Source organism: uncultured Comamonas sp., assembly GCF_964277875.1.
GTDB classification, from domain to species: domain Bacteria; phylum Pseudomonadota; class Gammaproteobacteria; order Burkholderiales; family Burkholderiaceae_C; genus Comamonas; species Comamonas sediminis.
The window spans coordinates 1-19675 of sequence record NZ_CAXYJV010000039.1 but is presented as its reverse complement, the minus strand read 5'-3'; the positions used below and the strand labels follow the sequence as shown (position 1 = coordinate 19675).

Annotated in this window: 16 protein-coding genes; 10 read left to right on the top strand and 6 right to left on the bottom strand. The window is 65.3% G+C overall.

Translation table 11 applies throughout. The features are described 5' to 3' along the window. Positions 1-202: 202 nt before the first annotated feature. The gene (gene brnQ / locus ACHWUQ_RS14845; RefSeq protein ID WP_394681592.1) at positions 203-1522 is read right to left on the bottom strand and encodes a branched-chain amino acid transport system II carrier protein; all 1320 of its coding nucleotides are present in this window, start codon (positions 1520-1522) and stop codon (positions 203-205) included. Positions 1523-1915: 393 nt separating this feature from the next. Between brnQ and ACHWUQ_RS14840 the strand changes: the two genes are divergently transcribed. Together ACHWUQ_RS14840 and ACHWUQ_RS14835 are read left to right on the top strand one after the other, a co-directional pair. Then, complete coding sequence (locus ACHWUQ_RS14840; protein WP_394681591.1) at positions 1916-3220, top strand: replication-associated recombination protein A; 1305 nt, start codon at positions 1916-1918, stop codon at positions 3218-3220. A gap of 183 nt (positions 3221-3403) precedes the next feature. Further along, a complete protein-coding gene (locus ACHWUQ_RS14835; protein WP_394681590.1) occupies positions 3404-4315 on the top strand; it encodes a bestrophin family protein in 912 nt (303 codons plus the stop codon). Here the strand turns inward: ACHWUQ_RS14835 and ACHWUQ_RS14830 are convergent. From ACHWUQ_RS14830 to ACHWUQ_RS14810, 5 genes are all read right to left on the bottom strand, one after another. After that, positions 4278-5717: a sensor histidine kinase gene (locus ACHWUQ_RS14830; RefSeq protein WP_394681589.1), complete on the bottom strand. Its 1440-nt coding sequence runs from the start codon at positions 5715-5717 to the stop codon at positions 4278-4280. The genes ACHWUQ_RS14835 and ACHWUQ_RS14830 overlap by 38 nt on opposite strands. Beyond that, positions 5714-6415 carry a response regulator transcription factor gene (locus tag ACHWUQ_RS14825; protein ID WP_312833642.1) on the bottom strand — a complete coding sequence of 234 codons (702 nt, stop codon included), beginning with the start codon at positions 6413-6415 and terminating at the stop codon, positions 5714-5716. The genes ACHWUQ_RS14830 and ACHWUQ_RS14825 overlap by 4 nt, the downstream gene beginning before the upstream one ends. 91 nt (positions 6416-6506) lie before the next feature. Further along, on the bottom strand, positions 6507-8051 hold the full coding sequence (locus tag ACHWUQ_RS14820; protein ID WP_394681588.1) for a tripartite tricarboxylate transporter permease: 1545 nt from the start codon (positions 8049-8051) through the stop codon (positions 6507-6509). Positions 8052-8075: 24 nt separating this feature from the next. After that, positions 8076-8513: a tripartite tricarboxylate transporter TctB family protein gene (locus tag ACHWUQ_RS14815; RefSeq protein WP_394681587.1), complete on the bottom strand. Its 438-nt coding sequence runs from the start codon at positions 8511-8513 to the stop codon at positions 8076-8078. A gap of 177 nt (positions 8514-8690) precedes the next feature. Then, entirely contained in the window at positions 8691-9602 is a 912-nt protein-coding gene (locus ACHWUQ_RS14810; protein ID WP_239810906.1) for a LysR family transcriptional regulator, read from the bottom strand. 121 nt (positions 9603-9723) lie between these two features. Here ACHWUQ_RS14810 and ACHWUQ_RS14805 point away from each other — a divergent pair, with 121 nt between their 5' ends. The 8 genes from ACHWUQ_RS14805 to ACHWUQ_RS14770 form a co-directional block, all read left to right on the top strand. Further along, complete coding sequence (locus ACHWUQ_RS14805) at positions 9724-11844, top strand: 3-hydroxyacyl-CoA dehydrogenase NAD-binding domain-containing protein (RefSeq protein ID WP_239810907.1); 2121 nt, start codon at positions 9724-9726, stop codon at positions 11842-11844. 147 nt (positions 11845-11991) lie between these two features. Beyond that, the gene (locus ACHWUQ_RS14800; RefSeq protein ID WP_133858690.1) at positions 11992-13188 is read left to right on the top strand and encodes an acetyl-CoA C-acyltransferase; all 1197 of its coding nucleotides are present in this window, start codon (positions 11992-11994) and stop codon (positions 13186-13188) included. A 142-nt stretch (positions 13189-13330) separates the two neighbouring features. Further along, complete coding sequence (locus tag ACHWUQ_RS14795) at positions 13331-14527, top strand: acyl-CoA dehydrogenase family protein (RefSeq protein WP_394681586.1); 1197 nt, start codon at positions 13331-13333, stop codon at positions 14525-14527. An 11-nt stretch (positions 14528-14538) separates the two neighbouring features. Further along, positions 14539-15696, top strand: coding sequence for an acyl-CoA dehydrogenase (locus ACHWUQ_RS14790; RefSeq protein ID WP_312529636.1), 1158 nt, complete (start codon positions 14539-14541; stop codon positions 15694-15696). After that, a complete protein-coding gene (locus ACHWUQ_RS14785; RefSeq protein WP_394681585.1) occupies positions 15696-16505 on the top strand; it encodes an oxepin-CoA hydrolase, alternative type in 810 nt (269 codons plus the stop codon). Before ACHWUQ_RS14790 ends, ACHWUQ_RS14785 begins: the two co-directional genes overlap by 1 nt. A 71-nt stretch (positions 16506-16576) precedes the next feature. Further along, positions 16577-17803, top strand: coding sequence for a CaiB/BaiF CoA-transferase family protein (locus tag ACHWUQ_RS14780; protein ID WP_312529638.1), 1227 nt, complete (start codon positions 16577-16579; stop codon positions 17801-17803). Between the two features lie 68 nt (positions 17804-17871). Further along, positions 17872-18621: an electron transfer flavoprotein subunit beta/FixA family protein gene (locus ACHWUQ_RS14775; protein WP_239808951.1), complete on the top strand. Its 750-nt coding sequence runs from the start codon at positions 17872-17874 to the stop codon at positions 18619-18621. Between the two features lie 155 nt (positions 18622-18776). Further along, on the top strand, positions 18777-19675 hold an 899-nt coding region (locus ACHWUQ_RS14770; RefSeq protein ID WP_394681584.1), incomplete at its 3' end, for an electron transfer flavoprotein subunit alpha/FixB family protein.

Below are 19675 nucleotides of genomic sequence, written 5' to 3'. Positions count from 1 at the left end.
GATTTTGACAGTATTGTCATTAAGGACCATGAATAACCATGGTTTAAGCAGGCTCAATGTCTCTCCGATTCTTGGGTGCCTGTTCTGACGGTATTGAGCTGCTTGGCTTAGGCGGTTCTAGATAAGGCTGCCAATGAATATCCAGTGCCGATATTAACGGTGGTACTGAATATCCATTGGGCAGAAAGTGGTTCATACGCGATCACGGGCGCACCGGTATTTGGCGGCGTGCCAAAAACCAGTCGGCCAGGCCAGCGCAGACCATGGTGGCAGCCACCGGGGTGACCCAGCCCAGGCCCAGCGCGGCGCCAGGCAGGTGGTCCAGCCAGGCGGGCAGGGCGCTGGTCCATTGCAGCGCCTTGGCGCCATCGACCAGGCCAAATACCAGCGCCACCAGCATCACCGGGATATAGACCCGTGTGGGTTGCTGCCAGCGCTGCAGCAGGCTGAGCGACACCAGCGCAATCGCAGGGGGGTAGAGGGCGACCAGCACCGGGCCGGCAATCTCGATCAGCTGCGCCAAGCCCTGGTTGGCCACGGCGGCGCTGAAGATGCACAAGGACAGCGCCACACTGCGGTAGGAGAAACCGGTGAGCTGGCTGAAAAAGCTGCTGCAGGCGCTGACCAGGCCCACGCCGGTCGTCAGGCAGGCCAGCAGAATCACCGCGGCAATCAGCCAGATGCCGGCGCTGCCGAAGCGGTGCTGCACAAAGGCGGTGAGGATCTGCACGCCGGTGACGGTGCTCTGCGCCAGCTCGCCACTGGTGGCGCCCAGGTAGCACAGCGAGATGTAGACCAGGCTCAGGCACACCGCGGCAATCAGCCCGGCATAGATGGCGTAGCGGGTGTGCAGGCGTGTATCGGTCACGCCCGCGTCCTTGATCGCGTTGACGATGACGATGCCGAACACCAGCGAGGCGAGGGCATCCATGGTCTGGTAACCCTGTACAAAGCCCTGGGCAAAGGCAGCCAGTTGCGTGCCATAGTCCGGGCTGGCCGTGCTGTAGCCACCTACGGGTGCCAGCACCGCCATGCCGCCCAGCGCCAGCAGCGCAGCAATCAGCAGCGGGGTGATGAGCTTGCCCAAGGTGTCCATCAGCTTGCCGGGGAACAGCGACAGCAGCAGCACCAGCGAGAAATAGACGATGCTGAACACCAGCAGTGCAATCGAGGTATTGCCGACAAACGGCGCAATACCCATCTCGAACGACACGGTAGCGGTGCGTGGCGTGGCAAAGAAGGGGCCGATCGTCAAATAGATCGTCGTGGCCAGCACCAGGCCGGCGATGCGGCCAATCGGGTGGGTCAGCTGGTCCAGACCACCGCCCACGCGGGCCAGTGCAACCACACCCAGCAGCGGCAGGCCCACGCCCGTCAGCAGGAAGCCGGTTGTCGCGCCCAGCAGGTTCTCTCCTGCAGACAGGCCGACCAGCGGCGGGAAAATGATGTTTCCGGCCCCCAGGAACAGGGCAAAGGTCATGAAGCCGAGGGCGATAATGTCCCTGGTTTTCAGTGATTTCATAATGGCTCTTGGTTCTTGCTGGTTAGCGCCCACTTGGAGGGGAGGCCATCAGCGCATGGAGTCGCGGAAACGGGCATCAGAAAAAAACCTCCTGGGTACATGCGCGGCAAATAGCGTTCCTGCTGGCTCGGCGCAAAGGCTTCGAGCGCGCGGCGTCGATGTCGGGGGCTGTTGTTATAGGCTGGGCCAATGAGAGCCCTGTAATATCTGATGCGACGTGAATCCGTATAAACCCTTATTTTCTGCGAAAAATCGTGACCCAGATCAGCAAAGGCATATGCACCCCAGGGATTAGTAGGGTTGCAATGCATAAACGTAGTAGGCAAGCGTCCTGCCCCGAGGACCGATGGCTGCGGTGCGCCGGGACAGCCCACCGTAGTTCCGGAGGCCTGCATGGCTGATTTGTTTAGCCAGGAACCGGCCGCGCCGCTGGCCGAGGCGCTGCGCCCCAAGACGCTGGATGAGGTGGTGGGCCAGTCCCACTTGCTGGGAGAAGGCAAGCCGTTGCGGCTCGCTTTCCAGTCCGGCAAACCCCATTCGATGATCTTCTGGGGCCCGCCCGGTGTCGGCAAGACCACCTTGGCGCGGCTGACGGCCACCGCTTTCAAGTGCGAGTTCATTGCGCTGTCTGCCGTGTTCTCCGGCGTCAAGGACATCCGCGCAGCGATGGAGCAGGCCCAGCAGAACCTGGCGATGGGCAAACACACGATCCTGTTTGTCGATGAAATCCACCGCTTCAACAAATCGCAGCAGGATGCCTTGCTGCCTTATGCCGAAAGCGGCCTGGTCACCTTCATTGGCGCGACGACCGAAAACCCCTCGTTCGAGGTGAACTCGGCCTTGCTGTCGCGCGCCCAGGTCTATGTGCTCAAGTCGCTCACAGACGAGGAGCTGCGCCTGCTCTTGAAGCGTGCCCAAGAGATCGCACTGGGCCATCTTGCGTTTGATGACCTGGCCACCGACACCATCATTGGCTATGCAGATGGCGATGCCCGGCGCTTTTTGAACCTGCTCGAGCAGACCAGCACGGCAGCGCAGGCTTCGGGCATGACCAAGATCACCGCAGACTTCCTGCAGAACGCGCTGACCCTGAACAGCCGCCGTTTTGACAAGGGCGGCGACAACTTCTACGACCAGATATCCGCGTTGCACAAGTCGGTGCGCGGCTCGCACCCGGATGCCGCGCTTTACTGGCTCACCCGCATGCTCGACGGCGGCGCCGATGCGCGCTACCTGTCCCGGCGCATTGTGCGCATGGCCTGGGAGGACATTGGCCTGGCCGACCCGCGCGCAATGCAGATCGCCAACGATGCCGCGCTGACCTATGAACGCCTGGGCAGCCCCGAAGGCGAGCTGGCGTTGGGCCAGGCCGTCATCTACCTGGCGATGGCCGCCAAGAGCAATGCCGGTTACAACGCCTACAACCTGGCCAAGGCCTTTGTGAAGCAGGACAAGAGCCGCGAAGTGCCTGTACACCTGCGCAACGCCCCGACCAAGCTGATGAAGGAGCTGGGCTATGGGCATGAATACCGCTATGCGCATGACGAACCGAATGCCTACGCAGCGGGAGAAACCTATCTCCCAGAAGGGATAGATCCTCCGGGCTGGTACCAGCCCGTGCCCCGGGGCCTGGAGCTGAAGATTGGCGAGAAGCTGGCGCAGCTCAAGCGCTGGGACGACGAGGCCGGGCAGGACTGATCCGGGCCGGTGGCCGGGCGGCGGCTGTGCATGCCTGCGGCCGCCGGCAAGGCGTTTGCGTCCCCTGCTGCCCCTCGCTGCGGTAGCCCGTTCCCGAGCGGCGTCCGCCGGGAGGCTCCGGCACGCTGGCATCGCGAGGCCAGCAAGCCCGTCGGATATACCCCTGGCCGCACAATACCGGCCATGATCGTCCGTCCTCCCTTGCATTGGCTGCGCATGCTGTTTGTGTGGCGTGGCTCCATCCTGCCGGCGATCACGCCGCAGCTGGTCCTCATCACCATCCTCGCGGTGGTGGCCACGATGCTGCACGGCTCCATCCTGAGCTGGAAAGTGCCGCTGAACTTTGTGCCGTTTTCGCTGATCGGCCTGACCCTGGCGATCTTTCTGGGCTTCCGCAACAGCACCTCGTATGCGCGCTTCTGGGAGGCGCGCACGCTCTGGGGCGTGTTGCTGGTCGAGAGCCGGCACCTGGCGGCCCAGGCGCTGACGTTGACCCAGGACCGCGCACAGGCGCGCATGCTGGTGCTGCGCCTGTGCGCCTTTGCCTATGCGCTCAAGCACCAGCTGCGCGGCAGTGATGCGCGGGCCGATCTGGCGCTGTTCCTGCCGCCGGCCGAGGTGCAGCAGATCAGCGAGGCGCGCTTTCCTGCCGCCATGGCCATGCTGCTGGTGCAGCGCTGGGTGGGTGAGCAATGCCAGCAGGGCCGCATTGCAGCGCCCGTGGTGCCCGTGTTCGAGCAAGCGCTGGCGCGGCTGGGCAGTGCGCTGGGCGGCTGCGAGCGCATTGCCAGCACGCCCATTCCGTTCACCTATTCGGTGATCCTGCACCGCAGCATCTACATCTACTGCTTTTTGCTGCCCTTTGGCCTGCTGGACTCCATCGGCACGATGACGCCGGTGATCGTCTGCTTTGTCGCCTACACCTTCTTCGCGCTGGAGGCGCTGGGCGCCGAGCTGGAGCACCCTTTTGGCATGGAAGCCAATGACCTGGCACTCGATGCGATGGTCTACGGCATTGAGTCCTCGGTGCTGGAGATGCTGGGCGAGACGCCGCTGGCTAAGGCCCCCCAGGTGCGCGATTTTGTACTGCACTGAACACCAGGCTGGCGCGCAATCCTGGGCCCTCTGAGCGCGGCGCCAGCTGAAACCGCGCCTGCTGCAGATGGGCCAGCTTGGCCACAATCGCCAGGCCCAGGCCGGCGCCCTGGCCCAGTGACTGGCCGCTGGGCCCTTGCTGCCAGCGCTGCATCGCGGCCTGGCATTGCGCCTCGCTCATGCCCGGGCCGTCGTCGATGACGGCCAGCACCACGCTGCGGCCATCGTTAGCGGCCTGCAGGGCCACGGTGACCGACTGGCCGCCATAGCGCAGCGCGTTGAGGATCAGGTTGTCGAGCATGGCGGCGAGCAGGTTGGCATCGGCGGCGATGCGCAGCTGCTCGGCCTCGGCCGTGTCCAGGCCCTCGGCACCCAGGTCGATCCGGGCGCGGCTGGCGGCATCCCAATGGCGCAGCACCGCCTGTTGCACCTGCTCGGCAGCGGCCACCGGCGCCAGTTGCACGGCGCTGGCCTCGTCGCTCAGCGCCAATAGCAGCAACTGGTCCACCAGGTGGCTGGCACGCGCCACGCTGTCGGAGATGCGCTGCAGTTGCTGCTGCTGCACCGCAGGGTCGGCATGGCCCAGGCCATAGTCGGCCAGCGCCTTGATGCCGGCCAGCGGCGTGCGCACCTCATGCGCCACATTGCCGGCAAACTCGCGCTGGGCCTCGACGTTATCGGCAATGCGGGCGAGCAGCGCATTGGTGGTCTGGTGCAGTTGCTCGATCTCGCGCGTGGTCGCCGGCGCGCTGGGCGGGATCGGCGCCAGATCCTGCGCATCGCGCCGCGACAGCGATCTTTGCAGCGCGGCCAGCGGTGCCATGTCCTGGCCGATGCGGTGGTGCAGCCACCACAGCAGCAGCACCAGCAAGGTCAGCTGCGGGATCGCGGCATAGAGGAACAGGTGCTGGATCAGGCTGTCTCGCACCCGCGTGGTGTGCATCATCACGATGCTGAGCTGCTGCTCGCCCACGGCGCTGCGCAGCGCCACCGCCCGCACCAGCTGGCCGTTGTAGAGGGTTTCGCGGTAGCTCACCGGCTCGCTCTCGTCCCAGGGCAGCAGCGGCAGCGGCTCGCCGGCCAGCTGGCTGCCATCGCTGCGGTAGACGGCATAGTACACATACTCGGCCTGGTCGAAGAGGGCGGCCTTGAGCTCGCTGTCGGTCAGCTGCAGGGCCACCTTGCCCTCGTCATCGGCGCGCAGGTGCGAGGCAATCGCATAGGCATCGTCGAGCAGTGCGCGGTCGAAGGCGCTTTGGGTGAAATGGTTGGCCAGCGCCATCATGAACACGGTGCCCAGCAACCAGGTCCACACCAGCGGCCCGCGCACATGGCGCAGCACGCGCATGCGCAGCGAGGGCAGCGGGCCGGGGCGGGTGGTGGTGGTAGTGGCGGCGCTCATGCGGCATCGCCGCTGTCGGCCTCGATCAGGTAACCAATGCCGCGCAGGGTGCGGATCGCCGCGCCACTGTGCTGCAGCTTCTTGCGCAGCCGCGAGATAAAGGCTTCGAGCGCGTTGTCGCCCAGTGCATCGTCATAGCCCGAGAGCTTGTCCGACAGGCTGCGCTTGCTCACTGCGCGGCCGGGCGGGCTCATCAGCTCCCACAGCACTTCGAATTCGCGCGCCGGCAGATCCAGCGGCTGCATGCCGATGCGAAAGCGCCGGTTGTTGCGCTCCAGGCTGAGCTGGCCCACGGTCGATACATCCTGCGTGCCAATGGCGCGGCGCACCAGCGCGCGCAACCGGGCCTCGACCTCGGCCAGCGCAAAGGGCTTGCCCAGGTAGTCGTCGGCGCCGCTGTCCAGGCCGGCAATGCGGTCGGGGGTCTGGTTGCGGGCGGTGAGCACCAGCACCGGGGTGTTGTCGCCCCGCCTGCGCGCCTGCTGCAGCAGGGCCAGGCCGCTGCCCATCGCACTGCCGCGCACGGCGCTGCAGGGCAGGTTCAGGTCGAGCAGGATGGCATCAAAGCGCTGCACCCGCCACCAGTGCTCTGCCGCACCGAGGTCGGCCGCCTGGTCCACATGGTGGCCTGCATCGCGCAGGCTGCTGACCACCACATCGCGCAGCACGGCATCGTCTTCAATCACAAGAATTCGCATGGCCCAAGCCTAGCAAAAGCACAACACAGCCACCAGAAAAAAGCCTGTTCAGGCCGGGTGGCGAGAACAGGCGCACTGGAGTGCAACGGGGTCAGGGCGATGCCGTAGCGGGCACTGCGCTCTCTTGCGCCTGGGCAAAGGCGCGGGCTTCCTTGCGCGATTTGCGCACGCCCGACCAGATGGCCCAGAGCAGGATCGCACCGGTCAGCGCCAGCAACGAAGCGCTGATCGGCCGGTTGAAGAACACCGACGCATCGCCCCGCGACAGCAGCATCGCGCGGCGCAGGTTCTCTTCGAGCATCGGCCCCAGGATGTAGCCCAGCAGCAGCGGCGCGGCCTCAAAGCGCAGCACCATCAGCACATAGCCGATGACGCCGAGCACGGCCACCATGTAGATGTCGAACAGGTTGTTGTTGACGCTGTAGACGCCGAGCGCGACAAACACCAGGATCGCCGGGTACATCCAGGCAAAGGGAATGCGCAGCAGCGCAACCCACAGCCCGATGGTAGGCAGGTTCAGAATCACCAGGAAAATATTGCCGATCGCAAAACTGACGATCAGCCCCCAGAACAGCTGGGGCTGCTCGGTCATCAGCATCGGGCCGGGCTGGATACCGTGGATGATCAGCGCGCCCAGCATCACGGCCATCACCGCGTCACCCGGAATACCGATGGACAGCGAGGGCACAAAGGCGGTTTGCGCAGCGGCATTGTTCGCCGACTCGGGCGCGGTGATGCCTTCGATGGCGCCATGGCCAAAGCGGCTCGGGTCCTTGGCCACGCGCTTTTCAATCGCGTAGGACATGAAGGACGCAATCGATGGGCCCACGCCCGGCAGCGCACCGAGGAAAGAGCCCAGCGCCGAGCCACGCAGCATCGGCTTGATCGTGTCGCGGAACTCCTGGCGCTCGGGCACCATCGACCGCAGGGTGACCTTGCCGGGCTTCTGGTTGGCATCGGCCAGGTTGATGCAGCGGATCACCTCGGCCACCCCGAACAGGCCCATTGCCAGCGCCACCAGGTTGATGCCGTCCATCAGCTCGGGGATGTCGAACGAGTAGCGCGCGACGCCCGAATTCACATCGGTGCCGATCATGCCCAGCAGCAGGCCGAACACCACCATGCACAGGCCCTTGGTGGCCGAGCCGGCGCTCATCGACGAGGCGGCGACCAGGCCCAGCAGCATCATCGAGAAGAACTCGGTGGGGCCGAACTGCAGGCCGATCTTGGAGATCGCCGGCGAGAACAGCACCAGCAGGATCAGGCCCGACATGGCGCCGACCAGCGAGGCAATCGTGGTGACAAAGAGCGCCACGCCGGCCTTGCCTTTGCGCGCCATCGGGTAGCCGTCCAGACAGGTCACCGCCGATGACGGTGAGCCCGGCAGGTTCAGCAAGATGGAGGCGGTGGAGCCGCCGTACTGCGCGCCGTAATAGACGCCGGCCAGCATGATGATGGCCGCCGTGGGCGACATATGGTAGGTAAAGGGCAGCAGCAGCGAGATGGCGGCCAGCGCACCGATGCCGGGCAGCACGCCGACGACGGTGCCCAAAAATACGCCCAGGAAGCAGTACCAGAGCGTTGAGGGATCGGCCACCACATTGAGGCCCATCCAGAGGTTTCCAAGCAAATCCATAGAGATCCTTTGTCAGTGCCGGGCTCAGGGCCAGATGGGCAGGGTCATGCGCAGACCAATGGGAAAGATGACCGTGGTCAGCGCAGCCACGGCCAGGCTGACCAGCAGGCGCGTGCGCAGGCGCATCTTGGTGGCGATCAGTGCGACCAGGCTGGCGGCCAGTGCCGCCAGAGCCACGCCCAGCGGGTAAAGCAGCAGCGCAAAGGCCAGCAGGCTGGCCACGGACCAGAACAGGTTGCCCCACTGCAGCACGATGGAGCTGCCCTGGCGCCACCAGGCCGGTACCGCCAGCAGCAGGCCCAGGCCAAACAGCAGCCAGCCCAGTACGACGGGGAAGTAGCCTGGCCCCATGCGGTCTGCACTGCCAAAGTTGTATTCGCGCCCATATAGCGCAAAGAACAGGCCTGCTGCTGACATCAGCAGGCCGCCGACGATGTCATGGATGTCTCTTGTCATTTTCATTCGGTTCAATCCTGTGTGGTTCCATGCCTGCGCGCATCTGGGCCAGGATGGGCACGCACGCAGGCGCCGCCACCTTAAGGGCGCTTACCTGACGGGAACCTGATTGCAGGGCACAAGCGGCGCCGGCAGGCGTGCTGCGGGCGACTCGGCGTTGGAATGCGAATGAAGGGGCGCTGCTCAGCTCAGCGCAGGCAGGCTGCCGGCCTTTTGTGATTGCTCCAGCAGGAAGCTGATCATCGTGCGCACCGCCTTGGTCTGGTGGCGGTTGGGCATCCACAGCAGGTACATATGGTTGCCGAAAATGCTCAGGCGCCAGTCGCGCAAGGTGGTGACGACCTCGCCGCGCTCGACCTCGGCGCGGATCACATAGTCCGGCACGATGCCTACGCCCAGGCCGGCCATGATGCCCTGGCGCAGGAATGGAAAATGCTCGGAAATGAGGCTGGGCTCCAGCCGGATCTCCTTGCGCACATCGCCCTGGTAGGCCCGCACCAGCAGCTGCTTGCCGACCACGCCACTGGTGATCAGCGGCACATGGCGCAGGTCCTCGGGCTGCTGGGGCAGCATGTTCTGGCCCGCGTAGTCGATGCTGGCGCAGGCGACATAGTTCATCTCCCCCATGTGGCGGGCCACCAGGTTGTCGGGCGGCGTAGGCAGCACACGCACCGCAATGTCCACTTCGTCGCGCACCAGGTTGTCGACCCGGTTCTCGAAGATCACATCCAGCACGATGTCGGGGTAGAGGCGCTTGAAGGCGATCAGCCAGTCGCTCATCACCAGCTGGCCATAGCCGCTGGGCACTGCCAGCCCGACCCGGCCCTGCAGGCCCTTGCCCAGGCTGCGGATGGTTTCGCTGGCGGCGGCCAGCTCGTTGCGGATGCTGCGGCCATGCTCATACAGGCGCAGGCCCACCTCGGTCGGTTCGACCCGGCGCGTGGTGCGGCGCACCAGCTGCACGCCCACCGATTTCTCCAGCTGGGCCAGGTGGTAGCTGACATTGGCGCGGCTCATCTTCAGCTTGGCGGCGGCGCGGCTGAGGTTGCCGGAATCGATGATTTCCACCAGCAAGGTGAGGGCGTTGTGGTCCATGGGATGAGATTGTCTAAATTCCTTTGACAGTCTGTCAATCCTCTATGTGATTGTCAAATAAGCCTAGTTGCACTGACAATGGTTCGAAACAAGCTTTCGATTGATCTACCAGGAGACATGCATGAGCGCTGAGAACGCCGCTGTGGTGAATATTGCCCGCGAAGGGCAGGTGTTGGTCGTCACGATCCAGAACCCCCCCGTCAATGCTTTGAGCCAGGCCGTGCGCCAGGGCCTGGCCGATGCCGTGGCCCAGGCGCGCAGCGATGCGCAGGTCCAGGCCATCTTGCTGGTGGGCAGCGGCAAGGCCTTTATTGCCGGTGCCGATATCCGTGAGTTCGGCAAGCCCGCGATGCCGCCGAGCCTGCCCGATGTGCTGGTGCAGCTGGAAAACAGCGACAAGATCGTCGTGGCCGCGATCCATGGCCCGGCGCTGGGCGGTGGTCTGGAAGTGGCGCTGTCCTGCCACTACCGCCTGGCTGTCTCCGGCGCGAAGCTGGGCCTGCCCGAGGTGCAACTGGGCCTGCTGCCCGGCGCCGGTGGCACGCAGCGCACGCCGCGCCTGATCGGCGTCAAGGCCGCGCTGGACCTGATGCTCTCGGGCCGCCACGCCAGTGCCGAAGAAGCGCTGGCCATGGGCCTGGTCGACAAGGTCGAGCCCGCAGGCAGCGATGCCCGCACGGCGGGCCTGGCCTATGCCAACGCACTGCTGGCGCAGAACGCGCCGGTGCGCCGTACCCGCGAAGCCACGGCGCTGGCCGACAAGGCCGCGTCGCAGGCCGAACTCGATGCCGCCAAGGCCGAATCGGCCAAGAAAAGCCGGGGCCTGTTCTCGCCCGGCAAGATCATTGAATGCGTGCAGGGCGCGCTGGACCTGCCGTTCGAGCAGGGCATGCAAAACGAGCGCAAGCTGTTTGTGCAGTGCCTGGAGAGCCCGCAGCGCGCCGGCTTGATCCATGCCTTCTTTGCCGAGCGTGAAACCGCCAAGATCCCCGAAGCCAAGGCCGCCGCACCGCGTGCGTTGAACAGCATCGGCGTGGTCGGCGGTGGCACCATGGGTGCCGGCATCACCGTGGCGGCGCTGGATGCCGGCCTGCCGGTGGTGATGGTCGAGCGCGATGAGGAATCCATCGCCCGGGGCCGCGCCAATGTGGAAAAGGTCTACGACGGCCTGATCGCCAAGGGCCGCATGACGGCCGAGAAAAAGGCCGCCATCATGGCGCGCTACAGCGGCAGCACCGACTACGCCGCGCTCGCCCAGGTGGACCTGGTGATCGAGGCGGTGTTTGAAGAGATGGGTGTCAAGAAGGCCGTGTTTGCCGAGCTGGACAAGGTCTGCAAGCCCGGCGCCGTGATTGCCACCAACACCTCCTACCTGGATATCGATGCGATTGCCGCGAGCATCTCGCGCCCGCAGGACGTCATCGGTCTGCACTTCTTCAGCCCCGCCAATATCATGAAGCTGCTGGAGATCGTGGTGCCCGCCAAGGTGAGCGCCGATGTGGTGGCCACTGCCTTCGAGCTGGCCCGCCGCATGAAGAAGGTGCCCGTGCGCGCCGGTGTCTGTGATGGCTTTATCGGCAACCGCATTCTGGCCGTGTACCGCGAGGCCGCCAACTACCTGCTCGAAGACGGTGCCTCGCCCTACCAGATCGACGAGGCGGTGCGCGAGTTCGGCTACCCGATGGGCCCCTTCCAGGTGGCTGACCTGGCCGGTGGCGACATTGGCTGGGCCACGCGCAAGCGCAAGGCCGCCACGCGCGACCCCAAGGCCCGCTATGTGCAGATTGCCGACCGCATTGCCGAAAAGGGCTGGTTCGGCCAGAAGACCCAGCGCGGCTACTACCTGTACCCGCAAGGCGCACGCGTGGGCGAGCAAGACCCCGAAGTGCTGGCGATTGTGGATGCCGAGCGCCAGCGCGCTGGCGTGACGCCGCGCAGCTTCAGCAATGCCGAGATCATGCGCCGCTACATGGCCGCGATGGTCAACGAAGGCGCCAATGTGGTGCGCGAAGGCATTGCGCTGCGTCCGCTGGACGTGGATGTCACCTTCCTCTACGGCTACGGCTTCCCGCGCTTCCGGGGCGGCCCGATGAAGTGGGCCGACATGGTGGGTCTGGACAAGATCCTGGCCGACATCCGCGAGTTCGCGAAGGAAGACGCGCTGTTCTGGACGCCATCGCCGCTCTTGGTGGAGCTGGTGGAGAAGGGCGAGAACTTCGAGAGCCTGAACAAGGCAGCCTGACGCAGCGTCAGGCTTGAGACAACCCATGGCTTCCATGCAGGCGAAGCCCGGGTTGCACGATCAAAAATGGCGGTTAGCGCTTGGGCGACAAGCGCGGCCGGCCCCAAAAATCACAATCAACGGTCGCTCAGACCCAAGGAGACATGCATGCGTGAAGCCGTCATCGTTTCGACAGCGCGTACGCCGCTGGCCAAATCCCACCGTGGGGAGTTCAATGTCACGCCCGGTGCGCAGCTGGCGGCCTTTTCCATCAGCGCAGCGGTGCAGCGCGCCGGCATCGATCCGGCGCTGATCGAAGACGTGGTGCTGGGCTGCGGCTACCCCGAAGGGACGACCGGCCGCAATATCGGCCGCCAGGCGGCTGTGCGTGCCGGTCTGCCCATCAGCGTGGGTGGCACCGTGGTCAACCGCTTCTGCGCCTCGGGCCTGCAGGCGATTGCGTTTGCGGCCGGCCGCATCATTGTCGATGGTGCACCGGCGATGGTGGCCGGTGGTGTCGAGAGCATCTCGCTGATCCGCTCGAGCAATACCAACCCCTCGGATGCCGATCCCTGGCTGGTGGAGCACAAGCCCGACCTGTTCATGGCCATGATCGACACCGCCGATGTGGTGGCCAAGCGCTACGGCATCAGCCGCGAGGACCAGGATGCCTTCTCGCTGCAAAGCCAGCAGCGCACCGCTGCGGCGCAGGCCAATGGCACTTTCGACAACGAGATCGTGCCCTGCGCCACGCGCATGGCCGAGAAGAACAAGGAAACCGGTGAGGTCAGCTACAAGGATGTCACCGCGACCATGGACAACTGCAACCGCCCCTCGACCACGCTCGAAGGTCTGGCCAAGCTCGAACCCGTCAAGGGCGCGGGCAACTTCGTCACGGCTGGCAATGCCTCGCAGCTGTCCGATGGCTCGGCCGCCTGCGTGCTGATGGAGGCCAAGGAAGCGGCCAAGCTGGGCTTGACGCCGCTGGGCGCCTTCCGTGGCCTGGCGATTGCCGGTTGCGAGCCCGACGAGATGGGCATCGGCCCGGTATTTGCCGTGCCCAAGCTGCTGGCGCGCCACGGCCTGACGGTGCAGGACATTGACCTCTGGGAACTGAACGAGGCCTTTGCGTCGCAGGCGCTGTACTGCCAGCGCAAGCTGGGCATCCCCATGGACCGTCTCAACGTCAACGGCGGCGCGATCTCCATCGGCCACCCCTTTGGCATGACTGGCGCGCGCTTGACCGGTCACATCCTGCTCGAAGGCCAGCGCCGCAAGGCCCGGGGCGAAAAAGTGAAGTGGGGCGTGGTGACCATGTGTGTGGGCGGCGGCATGGGTGCCGCTGGCCTCTTTGAGATTTTCTGACCCCCCCTGAGGCGCTGCGCGCCTTCCCCCAGGGGACGACGCCGCCGCTGCGGGGCGGCCCTTGCTGGGCGTCACCCAGATCGCGCAGCGCAGCGTTTGAGATGCGCAGGCCTTGCCTGCCCACGTTAATGAGGAGATAGCCATGGACTTGCAATTCAGTCCCGAAGAAGAAGCCTTCCGCGCCGAAGTACGTGCGTTTCTGCAAGACAACCTGCCCCAGGAACTGGCCGCCAAGGTCAAGGCTGGCCAGCGCCTGACGCGCTTTGACCAGGAAAACTGGCATGCCATCCTGAACAAGAAGGGCTGGCTGGCCTACCACTGGCCGCAGGAGTTTGGCGGCACCGGCTGGACGCCGGTGCAGAAGTTCATTTTTGACGACGAGTGCGCCCTGGCCGGTGGCCCGCGCCTGGTGCCTTTTGGTCTGTCGATGCTCGGCCCGGTGCTGATCAAGTACGGCAACGAGGCGCAGAAGAGCCACTGGCTGCCGCGCATCCTCAATGGCGATGACTGGTGGTGCCAGGGTTACTCCGAGCCGGGCGCCGGCTCCGATTTGGCCTCGCTCAAGACCACGGCCGTGCGCAACGGCGACCACTACATCGTCAATGGCCAGAAGACCTGGACCACCCAGGGCCAGCACGCCAACATGATGTTCTGCCTGGTGCGCACCAACAAGGAAGTGAAGTCGCAGCAGGGCATCAGCTTTGTGCTGATCGATATGAACCAGCCCGGCGTCGAAGTGCGCCCCATCCGCACCCTGGACGGCGACAAGGAAGTCAACGAAGTCTTTCTAACCGATGTGAAGGTGCCGCTGGAAAACCTGGTGGGCGAGGAGAACAAGGGCTGGACCTATGCCAAGTACCTGCTGACCTATGAACGCACCGGCATCGCCGGCGTGGGCTTCTCGATGGCCGGGCTGGAAAAGCTCAAGGTCATCGCCCAGCGCGTGCAGCGCAATGGCAAGCCGCTGATCGAAGACCCGCAGTTTGCCACCCGCATGGCCAAGGTCGAGATCGAGCTGCTGAACATGGCCACCACGAACCTGCGCGTGATCGCGTCGGTCGCGGGCGGCGGTGTGCCGGGCGCCGAGAGCTCGATGCTCAAGATCAAGGGCACCGTCATCCGCCAGGAGCTGCTGTCACTGATCCGCCGCGCGATGGGCCCCTATGCGCTGCCGTTCATCGAAGAGGCCCAGTTTGCCGAATACGCCGACGAGCCGGTGGGCCCCAAGGAGGCGGCCACCGCCGCTGCGGCCTATTTCAACTACCGCAAGCTGTCGATCTTCGGCGGTTCGAACGAAATCCAGCGCAACATCATCTCCAAGATGATCCTCGGCTTGTAAGGAGAATTTTTATGGATTTTCAACTGGATGAAGACCGCCGCATGCTGGCGGACGCGCTGGGCCGCTACCTGAGCGAGCAGTACAGCACCGAGTACCGCAACAAGGCCGCCTATGGCGCCCAGGGCTTCAGCGCCGAGACCTATGCCAAGCTGGCCGAACTGGGGGCGATTGGCGCGCTGTTCAAGGAGGCCGATGGCGGCTTTGGTGGCGATGGCGTCGATATCAGCGTGGTGTTCGAGGCGCTGGGCACGCACCTGGTCGCAGAGCCGCTGCTGGGCGCCTTGCTGGTGGGCCGTGCGCTAACCGAGGCCGGCAGCGATGCCCAGAAGGCGCAGCTCGAAGGCATCATCGGCGGCGAGACGATTGCCGCGCTGGCGCATGACGAGCCGGCCAACCACTATGAGCTCAACCGCGTGGCGACCACCGCCCAAGCCGAGGGCGATGGCTGGGTGCTGAACGGCAGCAAGGCCGTGGTGCTGTTCGGCGACCAGGCGCAGCTGCTGCTGGTCTCTGCCCGCACGGCAGGCGCCGTGGGCGATGAGGCCGGCATCTCGCTGTTCCTGGTGCCGGGCGATGCCGCCGGCATCAGCAGCCGGGGCTATGGCCGCATCGATGGCGGCCATGCCGCCGAGCTGGTGCTGGCCAACGTCAAGGTCGGTGCCGATGCCTTGCTGGGCAAGCTCGGAGAGGGCCATGCGCTGCTCGAACGCATCAGCGGCTTTGGCCTGCTGGCGTTGGCGGCCGAATCGCTGGGCGCGATGGATGTGGCCAAGAACCACACCCTGGAGTACCTGCGCACCCGCAAGCAGTTTGGCGTGCCGATCGGCAGCTTTCAGGCACTGCAGCACCGCATGGCCGATCTGCTGCTCGAAGCCGAGCAGGCGCGCTCGGCCGTCATCAACGCGGCAGCGGCCATCGACAACCCCGACTACGTCGAACGTGAAAAAGCGCTGTCGGCGGCCAAGTACAGCGTGGGCCAGATTGGCACCCTGATGGCCGAAGAGGCGATCCAGATGCATGGCGGTATCGGCGTGACCTGGGAGCTGCCGCTGGCGCACTATGCCAAGCGCATCATCATGATCGACCACCAATTGGGCGACATGGACCACCACCTGGCACGCTACATGGCGCTGCAGGCCCGGGAACGCGCTGCAGCCAAGGCCGCCTGATGACGGCCGCCAGCAACACATCCCCCGCGCTGCTGGCGCGCCGCGAAGGCGGCGTGCTGGTGCTGACCAACAACAACGAGGCGGCGCGCAATGCGCTGTCGCCCGAGTTCTACCTGGGCCTGACAGCAGCGCTCCAAGACGCAGCGACCGACCCGGCCGTGGGCGCGATTGTGCTCACCGGGGCGGGTGGGCATTTCTGCTCCGGTGGCGACCTGCGCCGCATTGCGACGCGCCGCGACCAGCCGCTCGAAAAGCGCCGTGAGCTGCTCGAAGGCCTGCATGACCTGGTGCGTGCGCTGCGCGACTGCCCCAAGCCCGTGGTGGCGGCGGTGGAGGGCGCGGCCGCCGGTGCCGGCCTGTCGCTGGCCTTGGCCTGCGACATGTTGGTGGCAGCGCGCAATGCCGCGTTCTCGGTCGCCTATGTGAAGGTGGGGCTGTCGCCCGACGGTGGCGCCACGGCCTTTCTGGCCGAGCACCTGTCGCGCCAGCTGCTGACCGAGTTGTGCCTGACCGGCGACCGGGTGAGCGGCGAGCGCATGCAGCAACTGGGCCTGGTCAACCGCCTGGCCGAGCCGGGCGATGCACTGGCCCAGGCCATCGCATTGGCTGCGCAGCTGGCCGATGGGCCGTTGCAGGCCATGGCCAGCATCAAGTCGCTGTGCCGCGCGGCCTATGACAACGGCCTGGAAGCGCAGCTGGACATGGAAGCCGAGCTGATGGTGCGGGCGCAGGCCACACTGGAATCGGCCGAGGGCATTGCCGCGTTTTTGGAAAAGCGCCCCGCCAACTACCTGCAGCTGCGCCGCTGACAGGGACTGAGAAAAATGGCACCGGGGCCGGCCCTGCAAGCTGGCCGGCCAGGTGATCCAAGGAGACAAGTATGCGTGAGGAAGAGAAAGCCACGGCCCTGCCGCTGGCGGGTGTCAAGGTGCTGGACCTGTCCCGTGTTTTTGCCGGCCCCTTGTGCGGCCAGGTGCTGGGCGACATGGGTGCTGAGGTGATCAAGGTGGAGCACCCCAAGCGTGGTGACGACACCCGCGACTGGGGCCTGCGCATTGGCAAGACCGAGACCACCTATTACAACAGCATGAACCGCAACAAGCGGTCCATCACCGTCGATCTGCAAAAGCCCGAGGGGCTGGCGCTGATCCTGGAGATGTTGCCCCAGTTCGATGTGGTGATCCACAACTTCAAGCATGGTGGCGCCGACAAGCTGGGCCTGGGCTACGAGGCGCTGAAGGCCTTGAAGCAGGACCTGATCTACTGCAGCGTGACCGGCTATGCCACCGACACCGATGAAGCGGCCCGCCCGGGCTATGACATCCTGGTGCAGGGCGAGGCCGGCTTGATGGCGATGAACGGCGAGGCATCGCAGCCGCCGCTGAAGTTTGGCGTCGCCGTCGTCGACCTGATGACCGGCATGAGCGCCGCCCAGGCGGTGCTGGCCGCGCTGTTTGCCCGCGAGCGCACGGGCCAGGGCCGCAAGATCGACATGGCGCTGTTCGACAACGGCGTCAGCATCACCGGCTACTACGGGCTCGATGCGCTGTTCATGGGCAAGGACCCCGAGCGCTTTGGCAATGCCCATCCGTCGATCGTGCCCTACGGCATGTTCGAGGCGGCTGATGGCCCGCTGATCATTGCAGTGGGCAACAACGCGCAGTTCGAGCGCTTCTGCCGCGATGTGATCGAGCGCCCCGACCTGGCCGACAACCCCAAGTACGCCACCAATGTGGAACGTGCCAAGGACCGCAAGCTGCTGCTGCCGCTGATGATCGAGACGATCCGCAGCTTCCCGCGTGCGCTGCTGATCGAGCGGCTCAATGCCTGTGGTGTGCCTTGCGGCGAGGTGCTGGGCCTGCATGAGGCGCTGACCTCCGAGCGCGTGCAGCAAGCCGGTCTGGTGCAGAACATGCCCCACCCGGTGGCCGGCCAGACCGCCGTGCTGGCGCCGCCCATCCGCATGGATGGTGAGCGCCTGCCGATTCGCCGCGCGCCACCCACACTCGGTGAGGGTACACGCGAAGTGCTGCAAAATCTGCTGCGTTTGAGTGATTCGCAATTGCAGTCCCTCCAGGCGCAAGGTGTGCTGACCTTGCCCGATTGATACCGAGGCCCGCCGATGGCGAAGGACGCCGCAGCGGGCCCAGAGTTTATTGTTAGAAAGCTGAGACTATGAAAGTACTGGTACCCGTCAAACGCGTGGTGGACTACAACGTCAAGGTGCGCGTCAAGAGCGATGGCTCGGGTGTGGACATTGCGAATGTGAAGATGTCGATGAACCCCTTTGATGAAATCGCGGTGGAAGAGGCCGTGCGATTGAAGGAAAAGGGCGTCGTGACCGAGATCATCGCCGTCAGCTGCGGTGTCACCCAGTGCCAGGAGACCCTGCGCACGGCGATGGCCATTGGAGCCGACCGCGCCATCCTGGTCGAAACCGCCGAAGAGCTGCAGCCGCTGGCCGTGGCCAAGCTGCTGAAGGCGCTGGTCGACAAGGAGCAGCCCGGTCTCGTGATCTGCGGCAAGCAAGCCATTGACGACGACGCCAACCAGACCGGCCAGATGCTGGCCGCGCTGGGCGACCTGCCCCAGGCCACCTTCGCCTCCAAGATCGAACTCGCTGGCGACAAGGTGAGCGTGACGCGCGAAGTGGACGGGGGCCTGGAGACCCTGTCTCTGTCGCTGCCCGCCGTCATCACCACCGACCTGCGCCTGAACGAGCCGCGCTACGTCACCTTGCCCAACATCATGAAGGCCAAGAAAAAGCAGCTCGACACCGTCAAGCCAGAAGAGCTGGGTGTGGATGTGAGCCCGCGCCTGAAGACCCTGAAGGTGCAAGAACCCGCCAAGCGCGGCGCCGGCGTGAAGGTGCCCGATGTGGCCACCTTGATCGACAAGCTCAAGAACGAAGCAAAAGTCATCTGACCTTGACCCCCCCCTGAGTCGCCTGCGGCGCCTTCCCCCCAGGGGGACGACGACCACGCGGCGGGGCGGCCCTTGCTAGTCGTCCCGCCGCACGGGACCGCCAGTTTTGAAGGCCGCGAACGACACCTGACACATTGAATGGAAAGACGATAGACATGACCGCTCTCGTTATTGCAGAACACGACAACCAAACGATCAAGACCGCCACGCTCAACACCGTCACCGCAGCGCTGGCTTGCGGCGGCGATGTGCATGTGCTGGTCGCTGGCGAAGGCGCAGCAGCTGCAGCCCAAGCTGCAGCGCAGATCGCAGGCGTAGCCAAAGTCATCCTGGCCGAAGGCCCGGCGCTCAAGGATGGCCTGGCTGAGAACCTGGCCGCGCAAGTGCTGGCCCTTGCCGGCAACTACAGCCACATCCTGGCGCCAGCCACCGCCTCGGGCAAGAACGTCGCCCCGCGCGTGGCCGCCAAGCTCGACGTCGCCCAGATCAGCGACATTACCAAGGTGGTGAGCGCCGACACGTTCGAGCGCCCCATCTACGCGGGCAACGCCATTGCCACCGTGCAATCGGTCGATGCCACCAAGGTCATCACCGTGCGCGGCACCGGCTTTGATGCCGCCGCTGCCACCGGTGGCTCGGCGCCAGTCGAGAACGCCGCAGCGGTTGAGGGCAGCGGCAAGAGCAGCTTTGTGGGCCGCGAAGTGACCAAGAACGACCGCCCGGAGCTGACGGCCGCCAAGATCATCGTCTCCGGTGGCCGCGCGCTGGGCAGCGCCGAGAAGTTCAGCGAAGTGATGACCCCGCTGGCCGACAAGCTGGGCGCGGCCATTGGCGCCAGCCGCGCAGCGGTGGACGCGGGCTACGCGCCCAACGACCTGCAAGTGGGCCAGACCGGCAAGATCGTCGCGCCCCAGCTGTATGTGGCAGCGGGCATCTCGGGCGCCATCCAGCACTTGGCGGGCATGAAGGACTCCAAGGTGATCGTGGCGATCAACAAGGACGAAGAAGCGCCGATCTTCAGCGTGGCGGACTACGGCCTGGTGGCTGACCTGTT